We start from the raw sequence: 21120 nt of genomic DNA on the forward strand, positions 1-21120 counted from the left end.
ACAGTGGGTACTGCGACGAAGCCTGTTTTGGATACAGTGTATGAAGCAGCCGATTACGTGAGTGGCTTAGTACCAACGGGCACACAAGTCATTCGTCTATCGATTAACGGCGTGCCACAACGGACAGTAACGCCACAAGCAAATATCGACGCTGTGACAGCGGGCGGTATTGCTTCTAATGGTCGCTTCAAAATTTACAGTCGTTTCTTCAAAGATGAAACAGGTGTATCACGTAAATTGAAAGCGGGAGATACTGTTACGGTGGATCTAGGTATCCAAATTCCTGGAGACACGGGAACAACCGTCACGGTGGTCGCTAAATAAGAAGATGCTCCAACTTCTAAAGGAAATACCGTAGAAGTGTTGTAAAAACATCCAAGTTAACATGTTAAGAGTGAGTAGGTAAGGCCATGAATGTGGACCTGCCTACTTTTTGGTGTGCTCAGCAAGCGTAAATACTAGGCGGTGAAAGTCCACTACAAGCTTGGCAGTAGGAACTTTTAGCTCAAGGCAAGGGGCTTCATCGTGAGGTATGATCTGAAGGAAGCCGATGGTAAAATCCCGAGCTGGCGAGCAGAAACTGTATATAGGGCTGTGCGAAGACGTATGAGATTGCAAATCAAAATCCAATACTGCCCGAATCTTCAGCGGTAAATACAGTGGCTACAGGAGAGGAAAGTTATTGGCAGCATACCTAGAGATGTCTTAGAGGAGCGTTAAACGGGATGCCGTGTCTTACAGAAACAAGATCAGGATAAACTCTTAAGCATTTTGAATCTTTCGTGATTGAGTATAGGAAGCTGAAATTGGGATAGTCTGAACTCTGAAAAAGTCACTGTAGGAATAATATTTTTCTGATTAGGCAACTATGTAAGTTTATTAGTTTTTTTAATACTTAATAAAATAGAAAGCCTACTTCTCAAGACCACTTCTGTACGCTCTAGCTGTGCATAGGCTGGTCTATTTTTGTACGCTCATTTTTCGTAAGATAGTTATATAACAGAAATAGAGCGCTTACTAAAAAATATTGAGGGGTTGGAATAATGGCGAAAGTTAATGAAATTACGAGAACTTCCTGGGTTCTGAATACATTTCCTGAGTGGGGGACCTGGTTGAATGAGGAGATTACGGAGACGCAAGTTGAACAGGGAACTTTTTCGATGTGGTGGCTTGGGTGCACAGGGATTTGGTTGAAGACGCATGAGAATACGAATTTATTGGTAGATTTGTGGTGTGGAACTGGGAAGCAGACGCGCCAGAATAGGTTGATGAAGGATGGGCACCAGATGCAACGGATGAGTGGTTGCAAGGCGTTACAGCCGAACTTAAGGACGACGCCGTTTGTGATTGATCCGTTTGCTATTCATGATTTAGATGCACTAGTAGTGACTCACTTTCATTCGGATCATATCGATATCAACATAGCAGCAGCAGTGCTACAAAATTGTCCGGACGATGTACCATTCATTGGGCCACAAGCATGTGTGGATATTTGGACAGAATGGGGTGTACCGGAGAATCGTTGTATTGTAGTACGTCCCGGTGATGTTGTGAAGGTGAAGGACGTTGAGATTGTTGTTTTGGAAGCGTTTGATCGAACAGCGCTTGTGACGGTACCGGCAGATGAGACACTGGTGGGTAAAATGCCAATAGATATGGATGAGGTGGCAGTGAATTACTTGTTTCATACCTCAGGAGGGTCGCTGTATCATGCGGGGGATTCACATTATTCAAACCAGTTCGCCAAGCATGGTAATGCACACAAAATTGATGTTGCACTAGGTGCTTATGGCGAAAATCCACGGGGCATAACAGATAAGCTGACTTCCGTTGATATATTGCGGATGGCGGAGTCGCTTAATACGGAAGTTGTGATTCCGGTACATTATGATATTTGGGCTAATTTTCAGGCAGACCCGAAGGAAATAACGATGTTGTGGGAGGCAAAAAAAGAGCGTTTGAATTATCAGTTTAAGCCGTTTATTTGGCAGGTTGGTGGGAAATTTACATTTCCAGTGGACAAAAATAAACTCGAATATCATTATCCACGTGGTTTTGATGATGTATTCACGACAGATGCAGATATGCCGTTTCCTTCGTTTTTATAGATGTGCAGCTTGAAAAAACTGAAGTATAGGAGTGGATAGGCTTGAATTTTTTGCTGAATGGTTTTGAATGGTTTGCGAATAATATTTTACAGAAACCAGAATTTTTCGTGGGAATTATTGTTTTTATTGGCTATGCGCTACTTCGAAAACCGATATATGAGTGTTTTGCAGGATTTGTAAAAGCAACGGTTGGGTACATGATTTTGAATGTGGGAGCGGCTGGTCTTGTGACCACGTTTCGCCCCATATTAGCGGGGTTATCCGATCGTTTTGGACTTGATGCAGCGGTTATCGACCCCTATTTTGGTTTAAATGCAGTCAATGCGGCATTGGAATCGGTTGGTTTGACGACTTCTTGGACGATGATTTCCCTATTAATTGGGTTTGTGTTGAATATTTTAGTGGTGCTGTTGCGCCGGTTTACGAAATTGCGGACGTTGTTCATTACAGGGCATATTATGGTGCAACAGGCGACAACGGTGACGTGGATGGTATTCTTTATTTTTCCGGAGTATCGGAATATGACCGGTGCCATTATGGTTGGAGTGCTCGTGGGGCTTTATTGGGCGGTTGCCTCTAATCTGACGGTGGGACCTACGCAGCGTTTAACAGGGAATGCCGGTTTTGCAGTCGGGCATCAGCAGATGTTTGCGATTTGGTTGACAGATAAGATTGCTGGCAGATTGGGTAACCCTAAGAAGAATTTGGAGAATATTAAGTTGCCCAAATGGTTGTCGATTTTTCACGATAACATCGTATCAACAGGGACGTTGATGTTGTTTTTCTTCGGTATTATTATGGCGGTGCTAGGCGAGGATTATTTGCGCGAGATTAACCCGCTGTTCACGCCAACAACGTCTTTTCCGATGTATATTTTATCGCAATCGCTTTATTTTGCAGTGTACTTAGCGATTTTGATGCAAGGGGTGCGTATGTTTGTGGCAGAATTAACGACTTCTTTTCAGGGAATCTCGAATCGAATTTTACCGGGGTCGCTTCCTGCTGTAGATTGTGCTGCAACATATAATTTTGCACCGCCAAATGCGATTTTATTTGGCTTTATTTTCGGGGCATTAGGACAGTTTATCACAATTATTGGATTGATTGTGTTCCAGTCACCGATTTTGATTATTACGGGATTTGTGCCAGTATTTTTTGATAATGCAACGATTGCTATTTATGCCAATAAACGTGGTGGGACAAGAGCGGCGATGATTTGTTCGTTTGTCTCTGGGATTTTACAGGTGGTGATTAGTGCATTTGCTGTAGTATTCTTTGGGCTTTATAAGTTTGGCGGATGGCATGGAAACATTGATTTTGAGTTGTTCTGGCCGTGGGTTGGTGTAGCAATGGACTGGATGGGACGTTTTGGATTCTTGTTGGTTGTAGTGTTCTTACTTGCTATACCATGGTTGCAGTATTTACGAGCCAAAGATCGAAGTGCCTATGATGAAGGATTGGAATAAAAATGAGCGAAAGGGATGATGGAAATGCTAAAGATTTTAGCGGCGTGTGGTAATGGAATGGGTTCTAGTATGGTTATTAAAATGAAAATTGAAAAGGCATTGAAGGAGATTGGTGTTACTACTTTTAAGGTAGATTATTGTAGCGTTGGAGAGGCTAAATCGCAAGCTGGTGGATATGATATTGTTGTGGCATCTAAACATTTGATTCATGAGTTGGATGGACGAACGAAGGGCGAATTAGTCGGTTTGGATAATCTGATGGATGATGTGGAGATTAAGGAGAAACTCGGTAGCCTAGTTAGTGAGGTGGGGTGAAGATGGTATCTTTAAAGCAAGCGTTGATTGATAATGATTCGATCTTACTTGGAAAAATTGCGGGTAATTGGCAGGAGGCTGTATGTATTGCGGTTGCTCCGCTTGTCGTGAGTGGTGCGGTTGAGGAGAGATATGCGCAGGCAATTATTGATTCAACGGAGCATTATGGGCCGTACTATGTACTAATGCCTGGGATGGCGATGCCACATGCTAGGCCGAATGATGGTGTGAATCGGGATGCGTTTAGCCTAGTAACGTTGGCTGAACCGGTGGCATTTGCTGATGGCAAAGAGGTTTCGGTGTTAATTACGCTTGCCGCGACATCTGTAGAGGTTCATACAGGTGTTGCTATACCACAAATTGTTGCGATGTTTGAAATGCCTGATGTGATTGGGCGATTAGTAAGGATGACAGAGGTGTCGCAGGTGTTGGCATTAATTGATGAAGCGGACATTAGCCAATACGTGACTGGGAAAGGGGACATATAGATGGGATTGCCAAAATTACAAATTGCATTAGATAATGATGTGTTGAGTGAGGCGTTGTATTCTATTACACAAGTTGGTGATGAGGTAGATGTGATTGAGGCTGGTACTATTTTATGCCTTGCAGAAGGGATGGAAGCTGTACGCTGTCTTCGCGCGCTTTATCCTGACAAAATCATTTTAGCTGATACGAAATGTGCCGATGCTGGTGGAACGGTTGCCAAAAATTGTGCACTTGCTGGTGCCAATTGGATGACGGTGATTTGCTGTGCCACTATTCCAACGATGAAGGCGGCGCTGAAAGAAGTGCAAGATTTACAAGTGGAATTATATGGTGATTGGACATTTGCAGAGGCAGAGACTTGGATGGAAGCCGGTTTGGTGCAAGTCGTATATCATCAGAGTCGAGATGCCTTGTTTGCGGGCGAAACGTGGTCAGAGGTGGATTTAAATAAGATTCGCCAATTGGTTGCAATGGGCTTTAAAGTGTCAGTAACTGGTGGGTTAGAAATGGAAACACTACGCTTATTTGCAGGAATTGATGTCTATGCGTTTATCGCGGGGCGTGGGATTCGTGATGTGGCGAATCCGAGGCAGGCAGCCCGTGAATTTAAGGCTGAAATAAAGCGGATTTGGGGGTAATAGTATATGGGAACACCTCTTGGTATATATGAAAAAGCTTTACCAGGTGATTTAGATTGGAGAAGTCGGTTGAAGATGGCGAGGGAACTTGGCTTTGATTTTGTGGAGATGTCGATTGATGAGACGGATGTAAGGCTAACGCGTCTTGATTGGACGGCTGAGGAGCGATGGGACATTCAGTGTGCCATGCATGAGACAGGTATTCGAATTCCTTCGATTTGTCTGAGCGGGCACCGACGCTTTCCGCTGGGATCTCCTGATTTGCTAGTTCAAGCAAAGGGAATGTCGTTAATGCGAAAAGCGATTGATTTGGCGAGAGATATAGGTGTACGTCTCATTCAATTGGCCGGGTACGATGTTTATTATGAAGAAAAAGACGTCCAGACCCGCCATTTTTTTTATCGAAAATTTGCGACAGGCGTGTTCGTGGGCTGCAGAGAAACAAGTGATGCTTGCAATAGAGATTATGGATGATTCTTTCATGTCTTCGATTTCAAAGTATTTGGAAATCAGAGCGCAGATCGATTCGCCATGGTTACAGCTATATCCGGATATCGGGAATCTTTCTGCTTGGCCGGAGAATAATGTTGGTCAAGAGTTGGAGCTGGGGATCGCACATACTGTAGCTGTTCATTTGAAGGATACTGTAGCTGTTAGTGCAAATTTTCCTGGGAAATTTAAAAATGTCCCTTTTGGCATGGGGTGTGTCGATTTTGTTGGATGTTTACGAACGTTAAAAAGGAATGGCTATGCGGGGGGCTTTTTGATTGAGATGTGGAGTGAGACAGCAGAGAATCCACATCAGGAAATTCAAGATGCCGTGGACTTCTTAAGACCGAAAATGAAGGAGGCAGGTTATGATATCGTTGGATAATAAGCGGTTGGTGGAGCTAAAGAAGGAGGTTTTTGAAGCTAATATGGCGTTGCCAGAAGCAGGGCTTGTAAAATTGACGTGGGGAAATGTCAGTGTGATTGATCGGTTACTGGGTGTTATTGTCATTAAGCCAAGTGGAGTTGCCTACGATAAAATGAAGGTGGAGGATATGGTAGTGGCGAATCTAGCGGGCATACCTATTGAAACGAATGGTCTGACACCTTCTTCAGATTTGCTGACACACACGACTTTATACCAAGCCTTCCCGAATATTGGAGCTGTAGTACATACCCATTCGAAATGGGCTGTGGCTTGGGCGCAAGCGAAGCGGGATATTCCTGCCTATGGAACAACACATGCGGATACCTTTTATGGGCGAGTCCCTTGTACACGAGAGCTAACGGATAGCGAAGTTTCAGCGGATTATGAGCGCGAAACAGGAAATGTCATTGTTTCAACGTTTACAGAGCGTAGGCTTGATCCAGAGGCCACTCCTGGTGTGATTGTAAGTAGCCATGGGCCTTTTACATGGGGGAAAACGGCCAAACAAGCAGTGGAACATAGTTTAATCTTGGATGAGGTGGCGGATATGGCTTTTGTGTCAGAGCAGTTGGCACATAATTTGAGTTCGATACCAAGTTTTCTTTTGAATAAGCATTATTATCGAAAGCATGGAGAAAATGCGTATTACGGTCAAAAGTAGCCGCTATGATATGATAGTGTTAGAAAATACACTTCACAAAGGTAGGCGATCAGAATGTTCCATTTAGACACAAATTACAGCTTGTTCCTTAAAATTTTCAGTGAAAGGTTAGAGATTGCAAGTATTACGGCAGTGGCGAATGCGACAGGGCTTTCACGGCGCATGATTTATTATTATATTGAAAAGCTGGATAGCATGTTTAGGCAAGTTAATTTACCACCTGTTCAACGTAAATCAGGTAGTGGACTACTTATTATTTCTGAGCAGGCCAATCAAGTAAAGGTATGGCTTAATGAAAGCAGAGCACATCAATATAGCTTGAAAACCAGTGAGCGACGTCAAATTTTAGAATTGTTGATTCTGCTCGAAACGAAAAAATGGTTTGTAAATGATTTGATGAGCATTTTAGATGTATCCCGAAATACCATTTTAAAAGATATTGCTTCGTTAAAAAAGACTCAAGAAATTCGCTCGAATAAGGTTCGTGGCTACTTCATTGATGTCGCAGAACGAGAGCGACGGACGCGGATATATCAGTCTATGCAGAGGATGGGTGATAGTGGACAGGATCAAACTTTTCGCTTTTTAGCTCAAATGTTAGAGCTAGATTATTCCCAATTGACCTTTCTAGAGAACGAATTACGCGAGACGGAGCAGATTTTGAATAAGCAAATTTCTGAAAATGATTTGAAAAAACTAGCTCAAACAATGCTGTTATTTATGAAGCGAAGCGATGCAGGAGAGCACCCAGTGTGGCTGTTTTCAGAGCGGATAATTATTATGGAACGCCTAGAATATAAAGCGGCTGAATCGATGCTAGGACAAATAAAAAGTATGTTTGAACAAGTGATTCCACACGAAGAGGCACTCTATTACGGTATGCTTCTTCTTTGTGTTGACAAAAATGTGGATGAGCATTATCAGAGCTCCCCGTTTGAAGAATTAGTGCAACTAACAGAAACGATGATTACAATTTTTGAGCAAATATCGGGGATTTACTTCAAGTTGCGCTATCGTATTGTCGAAAATATCCAAACACATATTAAAGTAATTTATTATCGGCATATTTTCCAAATAAATATTCATTCACCAGTACTGCGGGAAATTTCCAAGCAATATCAAAAAGTACTGCGGTTGACGGAAAAAACGATTCGAACGCTTTCAAGTAATTGGTTGTTCCAGAAATATTTTTCCAAAAGTTTAACGCTGCAAGAAATTGCCGGTATTGCGCTATTTTTTGAAGAGGCCATTGTCAAAGAGCAGTCCAAAAAAGCACCTTATAAAATGATAATTGTGTCGGATTATGCAGATGTATTAAATTCTCTTTTGGCGACACAATTGAAGCAATTACTGCCGGAAATGTTGCTCGAAGGGATTTTTACAACCGATATGGCTCCTTTTCTAAATCAAAAAATGGACTTTTGTATTACGACTGATATGCATTATATCCATATGACGGGTCAGACAATTTATGTTGGAGCTGTACTATCTGAGGAGGATAAGAAGCGTTTGTTTAACATTAAGAAAAATCCGGACAAAATAATGGAGAGACGTGACAAGTTGCGTAAACTGCTTTATAATTCGAGTAGTAATGAGGTCTCAAACGAGGCGTTAGTTGACCAAATAGAGTTACTGTATGCGGATAGAGAGCGTGTTTTTACGCATTCTGAGTTAGTAACACTATCTGATTTCAATCAAGGTGAATTATTTTTAGAGTGCCAAAAAATAACGACTTTTTCTGATGTGATAGAGTCGCTCGCTAAGCCGATGCTTGATCGAAAATGGATTCAGGCGGAATACATGCACCGAATTGAGCAAGATGTCTACGAGCTGCATCAACGACTATTTCTATTTCGTGGTGTGTTGTTGCTGCATACAGATTATCGAAATGGTTCCTTTCAATCGGGTATCAGTATGCTTTACGTGGAAGAACCGTTTTTCATAGAGGGTGAGGCAGTTCAATTATTTATTTTGCTTGCAACAGAGGAGAGAATGACACATGTACCACTTCTTTTTGAGTTGGACGCGCTGTTGAACTCCTCTTTTTTGGCTAATATAAAGAATGGTATGGGACTTTTTGAGTCGTTTCAAAAGAGTACGGAAGGATGATAAGTAATGGAAACAGTTGTAACAGATATGGATGGAACGCTACTTGCGAAGGGGGGAGCGGTGATTCAGCCACTGAATAAAGAGGTATTACTCGATTGGCAAAAGCGAGGTAAAAAAGTGGTATTGGCGACAGGACGGCTAGATTTGGCAATTATGCCGTTTATTCATGAGCTGGGGATTACGATGCCGGTTATTTCTTGTAACGGCGCGCTTGTTCGTGATTTTGTGAAGAACGAGATTTTGATGAAAAGTGATATTTCGTATGATTTGCTGGCACAGGTGATTCAGGTCGCTCGTGATTTTGGTGTGGATTATCATGTGTATACGACGGAGCGGATTGTTGGGCCGACGGTGACTGGGAAAATTGCTGGATTTGTTGAGGCGAATAAGACGCTTCCGGAAAATGAGCAGGTTCCGCTGACGGTGACGGATGATGTTGTTGGTGAAATCATTCGTTCTGGTGCGTTTGCATTGAAGGTACTTGTCATTTCGGAAGAAGCAGATAAGCGTGCGGTGGTGCGCGAGGCGCTGTCTGAACTACCACTTTCTGTGATGTCTTCTGGTGCGACATTGGTGGATATTATGAATGTTGGTATTGATAAGGCACATGGCTTGGCGTATCTGGATGAAGCTGGCTGGCTTGATTTGGAGACAACGATTGCATTCGGGGATAACGAGAATGATATTGGCATGATTGAGCTTGCGAACATGGGTGTGGCGATGGAGAATAGTATTCCAGAGACGTTGGCAATTGCCGATTATGTAGCAGGTCATCATGATACAGGTGGACTCGGGCAGTTTTTACTTGATTTTGAAAAGTAAAATGTTATGCTGAAATTGGAAGAAATTTTATCTAGGGAGCTGATTCAAAATGGAAGAAGAACGCTTTGATCTAGGACACACCGTGAAGAAAATTTTTGCGATTGGCATTGTAGCGTGGTTGATTTTTATTGGTTTTATCGCATTGATGACGCTGGTTGGGATTGTTATTGCGATTCCACTACTAAAAAAAAGCCTATGGAATGATGTCGTCTGGTGGTGGCGAGTCATGTTCGCATGAGAAACACAAGGTAAGATTCCCAATTTGTAAAGCAAAAGCAAAATTTTATGGCGAAAAAATCGAATAATAGAAAAAATGTGATTGGATATTCACGCTAAATTTGGCGAAGTCCAATCACATTTTTTGTGTTATTGTAGGTACATTTTCTTAAGCGCTTTGATATCTTGGTTTGTTAAGCCGAGCCCTTCTTTGAGGAATGCTTCTATGCTACCGTACTTGGCGTTTATTTCGTCAAATGCCGCGTTTAAATAAGATGGACGGACGTCTAGAACGGCTTTCATACCAGCCATAACTTTTAAATCATCGGTTTGTTTTGCAAGGGCATCGAGCATTTTTTTGGTTTTCTGTCTCGCGATATTTATTGGACAGTAGGTAATCATTCATAATCGTTTTTTGATCAACACCAAGTGCAGCGAGAACGAGTGCGGTTCCAAAACCGGTGCGATCTTTGCCGGCGGTACAATGCCATAGGACAGAGCCCTTTTTATTTTCCAACAGTTGTTGGAAAAATAGTTTGTAGCCATCGAGGGATTGCTGGTCGGTGACGAAACTTTTGTTGGCACTGATTAGGAATTGTTCGGGATTATCCATTTTTGCGAAGCTAGCTATCATATCTTGGGTGCTTGTCGATGAGCCGTTGTCTTTCATAATCGAATCATGGACGTAAGATACGTTTTTGATAGTAGGGTCAGGTTTTGCCTTTGCCTCGGAATTGGTACGGAAATCAATAATTTCAGCCAGACCGTATGTAGAAGTCAGCTTTTTGATATCACTTTCGGAAAGATTGGCAAGTTCAGCGGCGCGAATCAGTTTGTATGGCTTGACTGTTTTCCCATCTGTTGTTTTATAGCCGCCAAGGTCACGGATATTCACAGCCCCCTCGAGTTTAATTTGTCCCCCAGGTTTGACTTGCGTTTGGGTTTCTTTGGCGGCGAATGAATTAACATCATTCGAACCACAACCTGCGAGTAATAATGAACTTCCAACAAAGATAACACCAGTAAAAGTAATGAATTTATTCAAATTTTTCCCCTCCTCATAGGCTTTATTATAGCGAGTGAAATGCTGATTTGTTTTGAGGCTATGTAAAGAGGGTGTAAAAATTGGAGGGAGAATTGTAAACATTGTTTGTCGTCAATTATGTCGCAAAGAAAATATTATTGATGCAAGCGAATTTGAGCCAGGTTAACACCGTTTTGCTGCTGAGCTCGTATTTGTTGGACAATGGGAACTGAAATTATGATTTGTCACATTCTAACCGAAGCAAAATGGACTTGTGCTTTTTCTTGGTATTTTTGATGCATCATTTTTCCTATTGGATAGGCAACAACAAGAGTTAATTAGTTTTTTTATTATCACGTATTTTAAGCTCCACTATAAGATCAGAATTTGAAGTATGATATGTTAATGTTGCATTGGGGTAACGATCTACTAACTTCTTAAGAGTAGATAAACCAACTCCTTTATGGCTTACTTTAGTAGAGTAGCCTTTCTTAAACATATTTTTCATTGAAAAATCAGCAGGTACTGGATTTTTAACTTGTAGGATATTTTCATCTTGCTGTCTGTAAATGTGGATACTTATTTTTTTTTGTAAATCTCCACTGATTTCTTCGGCAGCATTATTTAAAATAATCGAAATGCAGCGAACATAACTTAGCGTGTCTATCCCGATGCTTTTTAAATCAGCTGTTACAATTAAAGTGAAATTTATGTTTTTTTTAGTACATTCCGAAAAAAATTGATGGAGAAATGCTTGCACTGGGAAATTCATAATATAACTAATTTGATTTGTAAATTGATATTTTGTGTTTTGATTATTCTCATGTTCTATACTTTGGAGATAATTTAGCGCTTCTGTAGAGCGATGTTCGCGAATAAATCCCTCCAAGCTAATTAAAACGGCTTTGAGATCATGTTGAAATTCCCTCGAGAACTCATAAAGGTTTTGTTCAGCCTCCATTTGTTTGCGTAATGAAATATTTTCTAAATATAAATTTTTAAACTTAGCAACAAGAAAGATGATAGTAAAAAAAAGTGTAGTTATGCTTAGTATAATAAAGATAATCCATATTATAAGCTGTTGATTTTTGCTATTGCTAATCGAGACATGAAGGATAGTTAATACCATAAGAAGGATAAAAGCAAAGGGACCTACGCTTTTTAATGGCGTCTTAGTGAGCGAAATTTTATCCCACACGCTGTATTTTTCAAATAACGCTCTAATCACTCTAGATAAACAAAAAACGAAGATACTTTGAACAAACAGCAAAATAAAAATATTTATATGTGAAAAGAATAACAAATTCGATTTTTCTGTTAATAGATTGGGTAAATCGAATGTGACGTACCATGATAGAGTAGATACACTGTATTGTATTAACAAGTATAGAATAGGCAAAGTCATATTTTTTAAAAAATGGGAGCTCATCAGCCATTGGATTAAAAAGAAAAGTAGAAAGAGGATAAAAAACAATGGTTGGTCAGTAAACAAAGCGATGCTTAGGTTAGCAATTAAGAGCATGATTGAGTACACAATTTGGCTTTTTGAAAAAAAAGTAATAGCGACCAAAAAATAAAAGAGTGATGGTGTAATTGATTGTTAGTAGGAAGGTGACATCAAAATAGGGCATCCCGGTACTCATCTCCTATTTTTTTGAATTGTGAAAGCAATTTCCGAGTACTAGGAATGTTAAATTCTGGTGTGTGATCATTATTGAAATAGACAAACCAATACTTTGATTAATGGATTTAATCATTTTCTCATATTGATAATATACGATTTTAATCATATATAAAACCCCTCTATATCAAATTTCTCTTTCATTTTGTTGATTTTAGCGTTGATATAAGATTGTCCATACAATGTAGTAACAAGAAGTGTATTTTTCATTTCTGTAACGATTGAGAGATACAAAATATCGTCTAAGCGGTAAGAAATAGCTTTTTTTTTGATTTGTGAATATTATTTGATTACTGCTTTTTCTGTTTCAATTAATTTCTGATTGTATATCAGTCAATGCAGAGAATATATCTTCTTTCAGCTACATGCTATTGAATGTTTTCGATTTATTTAGCTCTTTAAATCAATATCTAAAAAGAAGATAGAATCATTTTGAATATCTAAAGTATCCACAGAAAAAATATTTGTGATAGTCTTAATCTCCTAGTCACCGAATAAAAAGGGATTGTAAATGTTTTTTATAAGTGCCACAAGGTCTGCGCGAAATTTAAGATTATCTTCAATAATATAAATATGCATGAAAACACCTCCTTACCTTTAGTCTAGGTGAAAAAAAGTAAGAAAACAATTAAGTTGATTGTCAAATAAAAAGAAAATAATTTCAAAAAAATGTTCGCCTTAGTGTATTCTGCCTATTGTGACATTAAAAGAAATCAGTGGCTGGGAGCGTTGGAAAGGTGAGTTTGGTAGAATTGTATAAGAATGCGTATACAAATAAAATTAATAGGATTTACTGTAATTAATATTTATATCTATTTAAGGCGTACCCCAAATCCTACTCAACTTAGTATCTTTTTCAAGTATACTTCTAACAAAATATCGGCTTGAATCATTAGGCCAGAACGTGATGTAATATCATACCCAGCATACGAAATTGTTGGGATATCACTACTCAGATTCGTGTCCATCAGTTGCGAGAGAGCACTATCCCCATGATTCGTAATCGCGAACATGAAACAACCGCTGTACTCCAATTTTTGCGCGGCTTGAACGAGTGTTTTCGTATCACCGCTCATCGAAACGAATAGAATAACATCATTTGGTTTAATGAAACTTGGCAAAAGGTCAATAATATGCGATTCATACGCGTACATTGTTGGTTTCTGCACTTGAATGAGCCGTTTCCCTATATACTCACCAATCATTTTTGTCAAACCAACAGAGACCACAATAACGGTATTAGCGTTCAGAATTTTCGTGGCGATATAATCCATTTTTTGTAGATTGATAGCATTAATTGTTTGCGTCAGCTGAACCAAATAATCTTCTTTAAGGCTCCCATTTGTGCGGGTCTTTTTTTTGTTGCTAAAACTAGCCAAAATAAACTTGAGTTCTGAGAAGCCTTGCAATCCAAGCTTGTGGCACATTCGAATAATCGTTGTGTTGGATGTACTGAGTATCTCGGCAAGGCTTGTCAGTGTCATATTTTTCACCTGCTCCATATGATTATCAATGTAATAAAAAACATATTTCTCCGAGTCGCTCAAGCTTGTAATATCCTCGACAAAACGCTCTGCTACTTTCCCCATCCAAAAAACCTCCCAGCTCTTCCAGTCCTACTTTATCACGATTCGATTGAGAATAAAAGCAGATACCGTACAAATATACGGAATCTGTATGAAAAGGCTTTCGGCGCTATGCTATACTTCAATTACACTTTCGAAAGGTGATCTGTAAGCGAATTCACGAAATAAGAAAAGAGGATTGACGATGAATTTAAAAGAGATGACGACACAAAGTTTAGTTTTCTATGACATCGAAGCTACGTCAAAGGAAGCAGTAATCTCGTTTTTAGTAGATAATTTAGAGAAGGAAGGCTATATATCAGATAAAGCTGCATTCGAAAAAGCCGTTTTCGAGCGTGAAGGGCACTCGGCAACTGGGATGGAGCGCGGTTTGGCAATCCCGCACGGTAAATCAAGTGCTGTAAAAAAGGGCGTTTTTACCGTTGCAAAACTCAAAGAGCCTTTAGCACCACACGCTTGGGAGTCGGTTGATCCAACGAATCAAGTGTCATTAGTATTTTTGTTAGCGATTCCAGATGAAGAAGCTGGCACGACACATTTGAAACTATTAGCAGAACTTAGCGGACGCTTGATGAACGCGTCTTATTTAGATGGATTGCTGGCGGCGACTAGTAAAGAGGCACTTTTCGAGGCGCTTGATGATGTTACTGTGACGCAAACGGTAGTTGGTGACTCGGAATATGCTGGGAAATCGGTGCTCGCGATAACGGCCTGTGCGACAGGCATTGCTCACACATACATGGCGGCAGAAGCTTTGGAGCAGGCTGGTAAAGAGCTCGGAATTGCTGTTCGTGTTGAAAAACAAGGCGCAAACGGGATGGAGGATACACATGACGCAGGTGCAATCGCAAAAGCAGACGGAATCCTGTTCGCCGTTGATACCAAAGTGAAGGAAAAAGAGAGATTTGTCGGCAAAAATTATGTCGAAGTCAAAGTCGCGGATCCGTTGCGCCATGCGAAGGAAATCTTGATTCGTACACTAACAGATCCTGATGGTCAAGTCACGGCAAGCGCCGAATCAGAAGATACAGTTACGAGTAAAACGCAGAAAACTGGTTGGAAAAAAGTCGGCGCGGATATGACTGCTGCCATCATGACTGGGATTTCCTATATGATTCCACTCATTGTTGCCGCAGGTTTGATGCTCGGTATCGCGAAACTGACATGGGTTTATGCGCTCGGTCTTGATATTGGCATGATTGGTGACCCAATGTATAATAGCGTTGGCGGTTTGCAAGAGTTTCTGCATTACCTTGACGGTTTTGGCAGCATGCTGTTCAAGTTCATTTATCCAGTGTTCGCGATGTTTGTGGCATATGCTATCGCTGACCGTGTCGGACTTATCGCAGGTTTTGCAGGCGGGTTATTTGCAGGTGGTTTGCATTATACGTTTTGGGGCATTGAAGGTGGAATTCCGAGTGGGTTCCTAGGTGCGCTTATCCTAGGTTTAACAGCTGGTTACGTTGCAAAATTCCTGAATCAACGCGTCAAATTATCAAAAAATCTGGCGGCGATGAAACCGATGTTAATCGTTCCAGGAATCAGTGTTTTAGTTATTTTCGTTCTGAATTTATACGTTGTTGATCCGGTCTTTGGACATCTAAACAAATGGATTGCGGATACGATTGCAAGTATGAGTACGTCAGGAACGCTTAGTTTGTCGGCAGTAATTGCTGCGGCTACTGCGTTTGACCTAGGTGGTCCTGTGAATAAAGCAGCTGGTGCGATTGCGATTGGCTTGTCAGCAGATCACATTTTCCCGTTAACACCGCGTGTATTAGCAATTGTGATTCCGCCACTAGGCATCGGTTTGGCGACTATTATTGACCGCTTCATCGTTGGTCGTCGTGTCTTTTCACAAGATTTGCGCTTACTCGGAAATACTTCTTTCCTACTAGGATTTCTAGCGATTTCAGAAGGCGCGATTCCGTTCATGCTCCGCAACCCGTTCATCACGATTCCACTAAACCTTATCGGTGCAATTGCTGGTGCATGTACAGGTGTGGCACTTGGCGCGGTGCAATGGCTACCACTTCCAGCAATCTGGGGTTGGCCGCTCGTTGAAAATTTACCAGCTTATCTTGTCGGCATGCTAGTTGGTGTCGCAATCATTGCATTCGGTAATATTTTCATTCGTTACGCACTTATTAAACGCAAAGAACGCAATGGCGAAAAAGTTGATTATTAAATAAATTGGATGGGGCTCAGAAACTAGGAGTCCCTATCCTTCTTTATAGAGATGTGAGGTTTTTAAAATGACGAAAGAACAAAAAACAGTTCACGTGGTGCCACATGCGCATTGGGATCGTGAATGGTATTTTACAATAGAAGATTCGAACGTGATGCTCGTTGAGAATTTACGCCATTTGATCGATGTTTTAGAGCGAGATGAGGCCTATAAATCGTTCGTATTTGACGCGCAAATGTCGGTGATTGAGGATTTTCTCGCTATTTTGCCGGAGAAAAAGGTGAAATTGGAGCAGCTTATCAAGCAAAAACGGCTTTTTGTTGGGCCTTGGTATACGCAGACGGATACATTACTCGTGCATAAAGAGTCGCTGATTCGCAATTTGTTGTACGGATCACGCGCGGCGCAAGCAATGGGACATAGTATGAAAATCGGTTATTTGCCTGATATTTTTGGTCAAAATGCTTATTTACCATCTATTTTTAACTCTTTTGGGATGGAATACGCGATTTTGCAACGTGGGTTATATACAGAAGATGTGGCGACAGATTTGAATTTTCATTGGCGTGCTCCAGATGGATTGACGGCGAAGACGAATTATATGTATTTTGGATATGGACCTGGGAAGTTTTTGGCGACGGATGCGGGATATGTGTCGGGGACGCTGACGCCGATTTTGGATACGTTGCGGGAGATGAATCGATCGACATCGCAGCTATTGCTTCCAGCAGGCGGAGATCAAGTGCTAGTACGCGAGCATTTCCCAGAGACAATCGAGGCGTTGAACGCGCAACAATCGGATTACGAGTTTGTGTTATCAGATTATGAAACATTTATGGAGAAGACTTGGGGTGATTCGGAATTTGAGACAGTGATTGAAGGGGAACTTTTGGCATCACAAAAATCGCGCATTCATAATACGATTCGGTCGCAGCGTGTTGACATCAAGCTTGCGAATAGCCGCATCGAGGATAAAGTGTATCATCAATTGGAACCATTGGCGGTGATGGCGCATAAATACGGCGCAGCATACCCGAAACGCTGGCTGGATAAGATTTTTAAATTGTTATTTGATGTGCACGCGCATGATTCAATCGGTGGTTGTAATTCGGATGAGACGAACCGTGCAATAATACATCGTTTGGAGCAGGCTGAACGCATTTGTGATAGCCTTATCAACGTTTTGAAAAAACAAATGGCACGCGGAATCGGGGCGGAATTTGAGCAAGGTGCTGTTCTTGTGTTTCATTTGTTACCCAAAGCGATGACAAAACAAGTTGAAACAGTGATTTTTACGAAAGACAAAGCGGTCTGTTTAGCTGATATATCAGGATTTGTCGTGCCGCAAACGGTGCTATCACAAGCTTATATTTCTGGCGGGAAAAAGGTCGTGGTGACAGCAGATGGTGAGCAAGAGGTCGAAATTCCGGGATATTATCGCACCGTTATTAGCGCCGAAATTGCGATGGAGCCACTTAGCTATCAAGTTCTACAGATTGTCCAGGGTCCGGTGAATCTAGTAGCACCAGTGGACGGAGCGAAAATTACGAATGACTATTATACCATCGAAATTGTAGCTGGAAGATTACAATTGACGACAAAATTCGGTGAGCAATTGGAAAATTTTTTGGTCTTTGAAGATGTTGCTGATGACGGGGATTCATACGATTTTTCTCCGTTGGCAGGCGATGTTACGGAACTTGCTGATGAAGCGACATGTGTACAAGTGCTTTGTTCGGATCTTGTTTCTACCATGACGATTCGCCATACGCTAGCACGCGGGGAAGGCACAGAAATCGAGACGACTTTGACGCTTAAAAAGGGCGAAGATACGCTAGGCATTAAGCACAGTCTCACGAATAAAACGAAAAACCATCGCATTCGTGTGCGATTTGAAGCGCCTGGTAGTGAGGCAAATTACGCCGATCAAGCATTCACTGCGATTAAGCGTACGAATACGAATCCACATTTTACGAAGTGGCGCGAAAATCGTTTTGCGGAGGCACCAGTTCCGATTTATCCACTTGAAAATTTTGCTGTAAGTCTCAGTAGTAAAGGCGCGATTGGTGTTCTGACACAAGGCTTGAAAGAATATGAAGCGACCACGAATTATCTAGCGCTTACGCTTTTCCGAAGTGTTGGATTGCTTGGCAAAGATAATATCGCTTGGCGTCCTGGCCGCGCCTCTGGGATTAACAACAAAGTCGTAGAAACGCCGGATGCACAAATGCTTGGCGATCTAGAATTCAGCTACCATTATCGCTTTACCACTAGATTTACAACGGCCGATTGGTTTCATGCCACCGAACGCGTTCGAGACCATCAACTCAGCTACCATCTTCAAACGCTGAACAGTTTTGAAGAGCGAGTGGAACGTTTTGAGTTACCACAACCAGCAGAAATGTGTGATTTACCAATGTCTGCGAGCCTATTAACAATGAGTAACGATGCCTTTTTCAGCACATTAAAACAAGCAGAAGACGGTGATGGTATTATTTTACGCGTTTTTAATCCGACAGATGAACCAATCGAGATTGCATCGGGAACTGTCGTCAATATGGCGGAGCTACCAACTGTAGAAGCAGCAACAATCTCGCCGCAAAGCCATCTCACTCTAAAATATAAGGAGCTTAACAATGAATAGATTAGATTTAACGAAGCAAATAGACAATCATCTAACGAGCCTTTTTGATGAGCCAAAGCGCAGTGATATCGCCGATCGTCTAGCGAAACTAATTGACACGCAGCAAGTTATACCACCAATTGAGCCGCTTAATGAGAAAAACATCTACCTCATCACATACGGCGACAGTATCCAGTCGGCGAATCAAAAACCACTACAAGCCTTGCGCACCATGCTTGACGAGACTGTTTCCGACATCATCACGGACGTTCATTTACTTCCAATGTTTCCTTACACATCCGACGATGGCTTTTCCGTGACTGATTACTTGCAAATCAATCCGGAACTCGGTGACTGGTCGGATATTGATAATTTGGCGACGAATTACCGTCTTATGTATGATTTCGTTGCGAACCATATGTCCGAATCTAGCGACTGGTTTCAGCAATTTCTCCAAGGAAAACCGGGATTTAAGGAGGCCTTCGTGGAAAAAGAGTCCGATTTTGATGCTAGCAATGTTGTCCGTCCAAGAACGAGCCCGCTTTTCCACACGTACGGTATATCAGAAAAGCAAGTCTGGTCCACATTCAGCAAAGACCAAGTTGATGTAAATATCCAAGACCCAGAAATGTTTATCCGTCTAACGGAAACGCTACTAACTTACATCACGCGCGGAGCCACATCGATTCGACTAGACGCCATCGGATTTCTCTGGAAAGAATCCGGCACGACTTGCATTCACTTGCCGCAAACACACGCCGTGATTCAAATTTGGCGCTTACTAACAGACTATTTCGCGCCAAATACACAGATTATCACTGAAACGAATGTACCACATCAAGAAAATATCAGCTATTTTGGCAATGGCAACAATGAAGCCCATCAAGTCTATCAATTCCCGTTGCCCCCACTCACGTTACACGCTTTCACAACACATGATGCGACTCACCTTACTAACTGGGCCAAAACAATTACACCGATAAGTAAGACCGCAACCTATTTCAATTTCCTAGCTTCCCATGATGGTATTGGCATGCGCCCAACAGAGGGGATTCTAACCGATACTGATCGTGAAAAGCTAGCGGAAAAAGTAGTCCAAAACGGCGGTCAGATTTCCTATAAAAACAATCCAGACGGTAGTAAATCCATCTACGAATTAAACATCAATTACAGCGACGCACTGCGAAACGCCGGCGAATCCGACGATTTAGCAGTACAAAAAATGCTCGCCGCTCATCATATTCTGTTTTCTGTCATCGGCGTTCCAGCAGTTTATTACCATTCTCTATTCGGCTCACGTAATGATAAAGAAGCCGCTGAAACGTCAGGAATTCCGAGACGAATCAACCGCGAAAAACTGAATTTAGCGACACTGCAACGTGAATTAGAAAGCAATCCATATCGCCAAGCTATTTTTACAGGATTGAAGAAATTGGCGGAAATTCGTAAGAGCGAAGTTGCGTTTAACCCATATCAACAACAAGAAGTGATTTCGAGCGCTACGAATGTTTTTGCATTGAAACGAGGCGATGTTTACTGTTATACGAATGTTAGCAATAAGGCGGTAACGATTGAGACGACAGGTGTTAAGAACTTGTTGACTGGTGAGCTGGTCAACGGGAGTTATGAGTTGCCAGCGTATGGGTATGCTTGGCTGAAATAACCGCTAATTTTAGTGGATGTCTGAAAATTGTTTGTCGAGCTTGTTTATGTGTGTTGAAATTAGCATCATGAACAAGCTCTTTTTGTGTTTATAGCTCTATTTCATCAAGGCAATAGGATCGACATTTTGATAGGTATAAATAACATAACAACGATTCTACAAGTAAAAAAGGTTAGTATAAAAGTATTGATTAGAGATCAACTTGGCATTTAGTAATTGAAAAGCTAATAGGGGAAAACTAATAAATGAACGAGAAGCCAGTAAATAAGAAGGCTCAACCTGATTATAAGGCTAAAAAACCCATTTTCAGGAATAAAAAGAGCGTTCAGGCTCAAAAATCAACCGTTTAAGACACAAATCGTTTTTGGCCTATTTTTTATGGTAGAGTAGATGGTGTGAGCCTACGATTTTTATAGGTAGCGCAAAAAGAGTCATTTTGCGCCAATCCCGTTACCTATTTTTTCAATTTGGGAGACTTTTGCTATTTACAACACGAACATATATTCGTATACTAAATAAGAGATAAAGAAAGGTGGAGATGCTAGGTTGGAGTCATGGATGCATGCTGTAGCGGGATAGAATAGCATTCTATTTAGAAATGCAAGAAAAAAAAGA

17 protein-coding genes and 1 pseudogene are annotated in these 21120 nt (G+C 41.3%); 15 read left to right on the forward strand and 3 right to left on the reverse strand.

Going from position 1 to position 21120, the window contains the following annotated elements; translation table 11 throughout:
* From PROCOU_RS17780 to PROCOU_RS10140, 12 genes are all read left to right on the forward strand, one after another.
* Positions 1 to 324, forward strand: a 324-nt coding sequence (locus tag PROCOU_RS17780) for a hypothetical protein (protein WP_036072122.1), incomplete at its 5' end; no start/stop codon positions are given.
* 719 nt (positions 325 to 1043) lie between these two features.
* A complete protein-coding gene (gene ulaG / locus PROCOU_RS10095; RefSeq protein WP_036072124.1) occupies positions 1044 to 2108 on the forward strand; it encodes an L-ascorbate 6-phosphate lactonase in 1065 nt (354 codons plus the stop codon).
* A 41-nt stretch (positions 2109 to 2149) separates the two neighbouring features.
* Positions 2150 to 3574 (forward strand): PTS ascorbate transporter subunit IIC, encoded by a 1425-nt coding sequence (locus PROCOU_RS10100; RefSeq protein ID WP_036072126.1) that lies wholly within the window; start codon positions 2150 to 2152, stop codon positions 3572 to 3574.
* Between the two features lie 24 nt (positions 3575 to 3598).
* Positions 3599 to 3889: a PTS sugar transporter subunit IIB gene (locus PROCOU_RS10105; protein ID WP_036072147.1), complete on the forward strand. Its 291-nt coding sequence runs from the start codon at positions 3599 to 3601 to the stop codon at positions 3887 to 3889.
* Between the two features lie 2 nt (positions 3890 to 3891).
* The gene (locus PROCOU_RS10110; RefSeq protein ID WP_036072128.1) at positions 3892 to 4377 is read left to right on the forward strand and encodes a PTS sugar transporter subunit IIA; all 486 of its coding nucleotides are present in this window, start codon (positions 3892 to 3894) and stop codon (positions 4375 to 4377) included.
* Positions 4378 to 5016, forward strand: a complete 639-nt coding sequence (locus tag PROCOU_RS10115) for a 3-keto-L-gulonate-6-phosphate decarboxylase UlaD (RefSeq protein WP_036072130.1) — start codon at positions 4378 to 4380, stop codon at positions 5014 to 5016. It begins immediately after the preceding gene.
* A gap of 6 nt (positions 5017 to 5022) precedes the next feature.
* A complete protein-coding gene (locus tag PROCOU_RS19335) occupies positions 5023 to 5490 on the forward strand; it encodes an L-ribulose-5-phosphate 3-epimerase (RefSeq protein ID WP_279625182.1) in 468 nt (155 codons plus the stop codon).
* Complete coding sequence (locus PROCOU_RS19340) at positions 5381 to 5890, forward strand: L-ribulose-5-phosphate 3-epimerase (protein WP_279625183.1); 510 nt, start codon at positions 5381 to 5383, stop codon at positions 5888 to 5890. Before PROCOU_RS19335 ends, PROCOU_RS19340 begins: the two co-directional genes overlap by 110 nt.
* A complete protein-coding gene (locus tag PROCOU_RS10125) occupies positions 5874 to 6593 on the forward strand; it encodes an L-ribulose-5-phosphate 4-epimerase (protein ID WP_279586601.1) in 720 nt (239 codons plus the stop codon). Before PROCOU_RS19340 ends, PROCOU_RS10125 begins: the two co-directional genes overlap by 17 nt.
* 54 nt (positions 6594 to 6647) lie before the next feature.
* A complete protein-coding gene (locus tag PROCOU_RS10130; RefSeq protein ID WP_036072132.1) occupies positions 6648 to 8702 on the forward strand; it encodes a BglG family transcription antiterminator in 2055 nt (684 codons plus the stop codon).
* 6 nt (positions 8703 to 8708) lie between these two features.
* Positions 8709 to 9524, forward strand: a complete 816-nt coding sequence (locus PROCOU_RS10135) for a Cof-type HAD-IIB family hydrolase (protein WP_036072134.1) — start codon at positions 8709 to 8711, stop codon at positions 9522 to 9524.
* Between the two features lie 49 nt (positions 9525 to 9573).
* Positions 9574 to 9762 carry a hypothetical protein gene (locus tag PROCOU_RS10140; protein WP_244266287.1) on the forward strand — a complete coding sequence of 63 codons (189 nt, stop codon included), beginning with the start codon at positions 9574 to 9576 and terminating at the stop codon, positions 9760 to 9762.
* 128 nt (positions 9763 to 9890) lie between these two features.
* On the opposite strand, the pseudogene PROCOU_RS10145 reads toward PROCOU_RS10140, so the two are convergent.
* From PROCOU_RS10145 to PROCOU_RS10160, 3 genes and pseudogenes are all read right to left on the reverse strand, one after another.
* A pseudogene (locus PROCOU_RS10145) lies at positions 9891 to 10785 on the reverse strand (tyrosine-protein phosphatase).
* A gap of 313 nt (positions 10786 to 11098) precedes the next feature.
* A complete protein-coding gene (locus PROCOU_RS10150; protein WP_159101212.1) occupies positions 11099 to 11962 on the reverse strand; it encodes a sensor histidine kinase in 864 nt (287 codons plus the stop codon).
* Positions 11963 to 13284: 1322 nt separating this feature from the next.
* On the reverse strand, positions 13285 to 14034 hold the full coding sequence (locus PROCOU_RS10160) for a MurR/RpiR family transcriptional regulator (RefSeq protein WP_036072140.1): 750 nt from the start codon (positions 14032 to 14034) through the stop codon (positions 13285 to 13287).
* Positions 14035 to 14215: 181 nt separating this feature from the next.
* Between PROCOU_RS10160 and PROCOU_RS10165 the strand changes: the two genes are divergently transcribed.
* The 3 genes from PROCOU_RS10165 (at position 14216) to PROCOU_RS10175 (ending at position 20505) form a co-directional block, all read left to right on the forward strand.
* Positions 14216 to 16219 (forward strand): fructose-specific PTS transporter subunit EIIC, encoded by a 2004-nt coding sequence (locus PROCOU_RS10165; RefSeq protein ID WP_036072141.1) that lies wholly within the window; start codon positions 14216 to 14218, stop codon positions 16217 to 16219.
* 67 nt (positions 16220 to 16286) lie between these two features.
* Entirely contained in the window at positions 16287 to 18863 is a 2577-nt protein-coding gene (locus tag PROCOU_RS10170) for a glycoside hydrolase family 38 N-terminal domain-containing protein (protein WP_036072143.1), read from the forward strand.
* A complete protein-coding gene (locus PROCOU_RS10175; RefSeq protein ID WP_036072145.1) occupies positions 18856 to 20505 on the forward strand; it encodes a sugar phosphorylase in 1650 nt (549 codons plus the stop codon). The genes PROCOU_RS10170 and PROCOU_RS10175 overlap by 8 nt, the downstream gene beginning before the upstream one ends.
* Positions 20506 to 21120 lie beyond the last annotated feature (615 nt).

Source organism: Listeria rocourtiae FSL F6-920, assembly GCF_000525975.1.
GTDB lineage: Bacteria > Bacillota > Bacilli > Lactobacillales > Listeriaceae > Listeria_A > Listeria_A rocourtiae.

Coding starts and splice junctions, on each gene's coding strand:
- ulaG (WP_036072124.1), top strand. CDS start 1,044: ATGGCGAAAGTTAATGAAATTACGAGAACTTCCTGGGTTCTGAATACA.
- PROCOU_RS10130 (WP_036072132.1), top strand. CDS start 6,648: ATGTTCCATTTAGACACAAATTACAGCTTGTTCCTTAAAATTTTCAGT.
- PROCOU_RS10125 (WP_279586601.1), top strand. CDS start 5,874: ATGATATCGTTGGATAATAAGCGGTTGGTGGAGCTAAAGAAGGAGGTT.
- PROCOU_RS19335 (WP_279625182.1), top strand. CDS start 5,023: ATGGGAACACCTCTTGGTATATATGAAAAAGCTTTACCAGGTGATTTA.
- PROCOU_RS10140 (WP_244266287.1), top strand. CDS start 9,574: ATGGAAGAAGAACGCTTTGATCTAGGACACACCGTGAAGAAAATTTTT.
- PROCOU_RS10105 (WP_036072147.1), top strand. CDS start 3,599: ATGCTAAAGATTTTAGCGGCGTGTGGTAATGGAATGGGTTCTAGTATG.
- PROCOU_RS10115 (WP_036072130.1), top strand. CDS start 4,378: ATGGGATTGCCAAAATTACAAATTGCATTAGATAATGATGTGTTGAGT.
- PROCOU_RS10135 (WP_036072134.1), top strand. CDS start 8,709: ATGGAAACAGTTGTAACAGATATGGATGGAACGCTACTTGCGAAGGGG.
- PROCOU_RS10175 (WP_036072145.1), top strand. CDS start 18,856: ATGAATAGATTAGATTTAACGAAGCAAATAGACAATCATCTAACGAGC.
- PROCOU_RS10170 (WP_036072143.1), top strand. CDS start 16,287: ATGACGAAAGAACAAAAAACAGTTCACGTGGTGCCACATGCGCATTGG.
- PROCOU_RS10160 (WP_036072140.1), bottom strand. CDS start 14,034: ATGGGGAAAGTAGCAGAGCGTTTTGTCGAGGATATTACAAGCTTGAGC.
- PROCOU_RS10165 (WP_036072141.1), top strand. CDS start 14,216: ATGAATTTAAAAGAGATGACGACACAAAGTTTAGTTTTCTATGACATC.
- PROCOU_RS10110 (WP_036072128.1), top strand. CDS start 3,892: ATGGTATCTTTAAAGCAAGCGTTGATTGATAATGATTCGATCTTACTT.
- PROCOU_RS19340 (WP_279625183.1), top strand. CDS start 5,381: ATGAAGAAAAAGACGTCCAGACCCGCCATTTTTTTTATCGAAAATTTG.